Origin of the sequence: Acidovorax sp. HMWF018 (genome assembly GCF_003061035.1) — a bacterium.
Taxonomy (GTDB): Bacteria; Pseudomonadota; Gammaproteobacteria; order Burkholderiales; family Burkholderiaceae_C; genus Acidovorax; species Acidovorax delafieldii.
The window spans coordinates 1-5,734 of sequence record NZ_QAIM01000451.1; the positions used below are offsets into that span (position 1 = coordinate 1).

The window sequence follows — 5,734 nt, forward strand, 5'->3', positions numbered from 1 at the left end:
GGCTGGGGATTGCGGGGGCAGCCCCCCACGCGCTGCGACGGCGCTGGCAGAATGATCCATTCCGCTCCAGCCCCCCAACCCCGAGACCAGGACGCCCCACGATGACCGACTCCAGCAAGCCCTCCGCACCCATCAACCGCCGCAGCGCCAACATCACCCAGGGCAAGTCGCGCGCACCCAACCGCTCCATGTACTACGCCATGGGCTACGAGGAAGGCGACTTCGTCAAACCCATGGTGGGCGTGGCCAACGGCCATAGCACCATCACGCCCTGCAATAGTGGCCTGCAGAAGCTGGCGGATGCGGCCATCGCGGGCATCGAAGAAGCGGGCGGCAACGCCCAGGTGTTCGGCACCCCCACCATCAGCGACGGCATGGCCATGGGCACCGAAGGCATGAAGTACAGCCTGGTGAGCCGCGAGGTCATCAGCGACTGCATCGAAACCTGCGTGGGCGGCCAGTGGATGGACGGCGTGCTGGTGGTCGGCGGCTGCGACAAGAACATGCCCGGCGGCCTGATGGGCATGCTGCGCGCCAACGTGCCCGCCATCTATGTCTATGGCGGCACCATCCTGCCCGGCCACTACCAGGGCAAGGACCTGAACATCGTGAGCGTGTTCGAGGCCGTGGGCGAGAACGCAGCGGGCAAGCTGAGCGACTTTGACCTCAAGGAAATCGAGAAACGCGCAATCCCGGGCACGGGCTCGTGCGGCGGCATGTACACGGCCAACACCATGAGCAGCGCGTTCGAGGCCCTGGGCATCAGCCTGCCCTATTCGTCCACCATGGCCAACCCGCACGACGAGAAGATGAACTCGGCCAAGGAGTCGGCCAAGGTGCTGATCGAGGCCATCAAGAAGGACATCAAGCCGCGCGACATCGTGACCCGTAAATCCATCGAGAACGCCGTGGCTGTGATCATGGCCACGGGCGGCTCGACCAACGCGGTGCTGCACTTCCTGGCGATTGCCCATGCGGCAGGCGTGGAGTGGAGCATCGACGACTTCGAGCGCGTGCGCGTGAAGACGCCTGTGTTGTGCGACCTCAAGCCCAGCGGCAAGTACCTGGCGGTGGATCTGCACCGCGCAGGGGGCATCCCTCAGGTCATGAAGATCTTGCTCAGTGCGGGCCTGCTGCATGGCGACTGCCTCACCATCGAAGGCAAGACGATCGCCGAGGTGCTGAAGGACGTGCCGGACGAGCCCCGCGCCGACCAGGACGTGATTCGTCCTATCGACAAGCCTATGTACGCGCAAGGCCACCTGGCCATCCTCAAGGGCAACCTGAGCCCCGAAGGCGCGGTGGCCAAGATCACGGGCTTGAAGAACCCCGTCATCACCGGCCCGGCCCGCGTGTTTGACGACGAACAATCGGCATTGGAAGCCATCCTGGCGGGCAAGATCAAGGCCGGTGACGTGATGGTGCTGCGGTACCTGGGCCCCAAGGGCGGCCCCGGCATGCCAGAAATGCTGGCACCCACCGGTGCGCTGATCGGCGCAGGCTTGGGTGAGAGCGTGGGCCTGATCACCGACGGCCGCTTCTCCGGCGGCACCTGGGGCATGGTGGTCGGCCACGTGGCGCCCGAGGCCGCAGCCGGAGGCACGATTGCTTTCGTCAACGAAGGCGACAGCATCACCATCGACGCACGCCAGCTGCTGCTGGAGCTGAACGTGCCCGAGGCAGAAATCGCCAAGCGCCGCGCCGCCTGGACCGCCCCGTCCCCACGCTATACCCGTGGTGTGCAGGCCAAGTTTGCGTTCAACGCATCCAGCGCCAGCAAGGGAGCGGTGCTGGACGCCTATTGAAGAGGCTGCGGTGGATCTTGCAGCAGGGAGAGGGGAGCGAGCCCAGATCCCCTGCTGCGCTCCAGGCAACAAAAAACGCCCGTAAGCAAGGCTCAGGGCGTTTTTTGTCGGTGGGCGGGCCAACAACACCAGCGCTGCATCCAGCGCGCCAGCTGTTCAGCGCGGCTTGCGCGGCTGAATGCCCAGTGCTTCCTTGTGTTTGTTGATGCGGTCCTTTTTGCGCTGGTCCATCTTCTCCATGGCCTTGCGCTTGGTGTAGCCGGTGGAATCAGCCCAGGCCCACCACAGCGCTGTGGCCGCGAAGGGCGCCAGCACCCACCACCACGACCACGTGGCCACGGGGCCGATCTCGAAATATTTCAGTGCCAGCATGAGAAGGGACAGACCCAGCAGATACATCGCTCTCTCCAAAGAATGCCGCGAAAAGCGGGATTGACCAGGGACAACTGCGTGTCAACCCAAGTCACTACAATCGCATTAAAAGCACTGTAACTCAACCACAGGAATTCCCACCATGAAGCGTTCCCTGATCACACTCGCCTTGACGCTGTCGGTTGCGGCACCCGCGATGGCCGACCTGGCCTTGGCCACCTCCAAGAACTGCATGGCTTGCCACGCAGTGGACAAGAAACTGGTGGGGCCTGCCTACAAGGACGTAGCAGCCAAATACGCTGGTCAGAAGGACGCCGTGGACAAGCTGGCCGCCAAGATCGTCAAGGGTGGCTCTGGCGTGTGGGGTCCAGTACCCATGCCCGCCAATGCGCAAGTGAATGACGCCGACGCGAAGAAGTTGGCTGCTTGGGTGCTGACGCAAAAGTAATTTGCCGCCCTTGTGGTGGCCGCGGGTTCTACCGTCCCGGCCCCAGCAAAAAGCCGCGCACGATCAGTGACGCGGCTTTTTTTATGCCTGCCGACGACCCCCGCGCCCCTCTGAGTGCGCAGACAGTACCTGCGCCTTCCAGGACATCACCCACAGGATAGGCCCTACACGATGGGGGTCACCAGCGAATTGCGGGAGCGCAGCTGCTGCTCCAACTGACCCACATAGGCCGCCGTGGTGTTGTCAGACTCCTCGGCGCGCGCGGCGAGGCGGGCCTCCAGGTGGTCCAGCCGCGCCAGAACCGCCGCATGGGCCTGACTGTGCTGGATTTCAAGGAATGTACGCAGCTCCGTGAAGCGGGACGCCTCGGCCTTGTCAGCGAGCTCGCGCTGGGCCTGCATCTCTTTGGTGTGGCGGCGGGTTTCGAGCAGTACGGAGCCCTGCAGCGACAACACGTAGGCCACGAAGAAGATGCCCAACAAGGCGGTAAGCGCCAGCATGAGCAACCCGAGCGGCGCTTCAAATGACACCACCCCCAGCGATACCAGGGAAGGGGCGGCCAGCGCAGGCCAGTTCAATGCAGCCAGTGCGGCAATCACCAGCACCGTCAACAGCAAAACGATGGAACGCAAGTGCATGGGAAATCTCCGGTCAGCAGCGCCCGGCCAGGGTGGCCGGTCACGCCATGCTGCCGTTGTAACGCATGCACGGGCAATTGCTGCCGGCGCAGGACTGATTGGAGATCACGTCCTACAAAGCGCGCTGCAGGCCCACCGTGTGAGCGGGCCTGCTGCTTCGATCACGTACCGGGGTGATCAACGAGTTTTGTGGCCACATCACATCGCTACGCGATATGAGTGTCCCCGAATCCGGCAAGCACTGCGCGCTGGCGCCCTTGCACGGCGCCTTCTGGATCAGTTGGTCTGGGCCAACTGATCCAGAATTGCCGGATTCTCCAACGTGCTGGTGTCCTGGGTGATGGCCTCGCCCTTCGCGATGCTGCGCAGCAGGCGGCGCATGATCTTGCCGCTGCGGGTCTTGGGCAGGTTGTCGCCAAAGCGGATGTCCTTGGGCTTGGCAATGGGGCCGATTTCCTTGGCCACCCAGTTGCGCAGCTCGTTGGCGATCTGCTTGGCTTCCTCGCCGGTGGGGCGCGAGCGCTTGAGCACCACAAACGCACAAATGGCTTCGCCGGTCACGTCGTCAGGGCGGCCCACCACGGCGGCCTCGGCCACCAGATCCGTCTTGGCGACCAGGGCGGATTCGATCTCCATCGTGCCCATGCGGTGACCGGACACGTTCAGCACGTCGTCAATGCGGCCGGTGATGCGGAAGTAGCCCCGGTCGGCACTGCGCACCGCGCCGTCGCCCGCCAGGTAGTAGCCCTTGAGTTCTTCGGGGAAGTAGCTCTTCTTGAAGCGCTCGGGGTCGTTCCAGATGGTGCGGATCATGCTGGGCCAGGGGCGCTTGATCACCAGGATGCCACCCGCGCCGTTGGGTACGTCGTTGCCCATTTCGTCCACGATGGCTGCGGTGATGCCGGGCAAAGGCAACGTGCAGCTGCCGGGCACCAGCGGCGTGGCGCCGGGCAGCGGGGTGATGACATGGCCGCCGGTTTCGGTCTGCCAGAAGGTGTCCACGATGGGGCAGCGTTCGCCGCCCACGTTCTTGTGATACCACATCCAGGCTTCAGGGTTGATGGGCTCGCCCACGCTGCCCAGGATGCGCAGGCTCGACAGGTCGGAGCGCGCGGGGTGTACCGCAGCGTCGCCCTCGGCCGCCTTGATGAGCGAGCGGATGGCTGTGGGCGCGGTGTAGAAGATGGTGCACTTGTGGCGCTCGATCATCTGCCAGAAGCGGCCAGCGTTCGGGAAGGTGGGAATGCCTTCAAAGATGATCTGCGTGGCGCCTGCAGCCAGTGGGCCGTAGGCGACGTAGGTGTGGCCCGTGATCCAGCCAATGTCGGCCGTGCACCAGAACACGTCGTCGGCGCGCAGGTCGAACGTCCAGTCCATCGTCATCTTGGCCCACAGCAGGTAGCCGCCGGTGCTGTGCTGCACGCCCTTGGGCTTGCCGGTGGAGCCGCTGGTATAGAGGATGAACAAAGGGTGCTCGGCGCCCACGGCCACGGGTGCGCATTCGGTGCTTTGCCCCGCCAGTGCCTCGGCAAAGGTCTTGTCGCGCCCGGCCACCATGTTGCAGGCCGTGGCTGTGCGCTGATAGACGAACACATTGCGGATGGTGTCGCAGCCGCCCATGGCCAGGGCTTCATCGATGATGGACTTGAGCGGCAGCTCCTTGCCACCACGCATCTGGTAGTTGGCAGTGATGACGGCCACGGCACCGGCATCGATGATGCGCTCGTGCACGGCCTTGGCACTGAAGCCGCCAAACACCACGCTGTGCGTGGCGCCAATGCGGGCGCAGGCCTGCATGGCGATCACGCCCTCAATGGTCATGGGCATGTAGATCAGCACGCGGTCACCCTTGGCCACACCGTGGGCCTTGAGCGCGTTGGCAAACTGGCTCACGCGGGCCAGCAGCTCTTTGTAGGTGATCTTGGTGACGGTGCCATCGTCGGCTTCAAAGATGATGGCCGTCTTGTTCTCGGTGGCGGTGCCGATGTGGCGGTCCAGGCAGTTGGCCGAGGCATTGAGTTCGCCATCGGCAAACCACTGGAAGAACGGCGCGTTGGACTCGTCCAGCGTGCGGGTGAAAGGCTTGGTCCACTGCAGGTTGCCGCGTGCCTGGCGCGCCCAGAAGCCCTCGAAGTCCTTTTCGGCCTCGGCACACAGTGCGTCATACCCAGCCATGCCGGACACGCGCGCGGCTTTGACGATGGCGTCCGAGGGCGGGAACACGCGGTTCTCAACCAGCACGGACTCGATGGCGGATGTGGGCGCACTCATGGTGTTGTCTCCTGGATCTAATGGGAATTGGAATTGGGCGGTACTGTCGGGCGCGGCACTTACAGGCCACTGACTGGCGCGAAGCTTACAGAGTACGCCATTGCGGCCCGCCTGTCGCCAAGGGCCGGGCCACCGGCTGCGCAGACCCACCTGCCACCGCAGGGACATGCTGCCCCCCTAAAATCGCGCCTCCTGCAACC

5 protein-coding genes are annotated in these 5,734 nt (G+C 64.2%); 2 read left to right on the forward strand and 3 right to left on the reverse strand.

Going from position 1 to position 5,734, the window contains the following annotated elements; genetic code table 11:
* Nucleotides 1–101: 101 nt before the first annotated feature.
* A complete protein-coding gene (ilvD, locus tag DBR23_RS18750; protein ID WP_108499216.1) occupies nucleotides 102–1,805 on the forward strand; it encodes a dihydroxy-acid dehydratase in 1,704 nt (567 codons plus the stop codon).
* A gap of 156 nt (nucleotides 1,806–1,961) precedes the next feature.
* Here the strand turns inward: ilvD and DBR23_RS18755 are convergent, their stop codons facing one another.
* Entirely contained in the window at nucleotides 1,962–2,204 is a 243-nt protein-coding gene (locus tag DBR23_RS18755; RefSeq protein ID WP_056064444.1) for a TIGR04438 family Trp-rich protein, read from the reverse strand.
* A 115-nt stretch (nucleotides 2,205–2,319) separates the two neighbouring features.
* On the opposite strand from DBR23_RS18755, the gene DBR23_RS18760 reads away from it, so the two are divergent.
* Complete coding sequence (locus tag DBR23_RS18760; protein ID WP_108499217.1) at nucleotides 2,320–2,625, forward strand: c-type cytochrome; 306 nt, start codon at nucleotides 2,320–2,322, stop codon at nucleotides 2,623–2,625.
* Nucleotides 2,626–2,789: 164 nt separating this feature from the next.
* Here the strand turns inward: DBR23_RS18760 and DBR23_RS18765 are convergent, their stop codons facing one another.
* Nucleotides 2,790–3,263: a hypothetical protein gene (locus DBR23_RS18765; protein WP_056747132.1), complete on the reverse strand. Its 474-nt coding sequence runs from the start codon at nucleotides 3,261–3,263 to the stop codon at nucleotides 2,790–2,792.
* Nucleotides 3,264–3,539: 276 nt separating this feature from the next.
* Complete coding sequence (gene acs, locus DBR23_RS18770; RefSeq protein ID WP_108499218.1) at nucleotides 3,540–5,534, reverse strand: acetate--CoA ligase; 1,995 nt, start codon at nucleotides 5,532–5,534, stop codon at nucleotides 3,540–3,542.
* Nucleotides 5,535–5,734: the final 200 nt, after the last annotated feature.

Excerpts from the sequence above, each read along its gene's own strand:
- ilvD (WP_108499216.1), top strand. The coding sequence starts at position 102 with ATGACCGACTCCAGCAAGCCCTCCGCACCCATCAACCGCCGCAGCGCC.
- DBR23_RS18755 (WP_056064444.1), bottom strand. The coding sequence starts at position 2,204 with ATGTATCTGCTGGGTCTGTCCCTTCTCATGCTGGCACTGAAATATTTC.
- DBR23_RS18765 (WP_056747132.1), bottom strand. The coding sequence starts at position 3,263 with ATGCACTTGCGTTCCATCGTTTTGCTGTTGACGGTGCTGGTGATTGCC.
- acs (WP_108499218.1), bottom strand. The coding sequence starts at position 5,534 with ATGAGTGCGCCCACATCCGCCATCGAGTCCGTGCTGGTTGAGAACCGC.
- DBR23_RS18760 (WP_108499217.1), top strand. The coding sequence starts at position 2,320 with ATGAAGCGTTCCCTGATCACACTCGCCTTGACGCTGTCGGTTGCGGCA.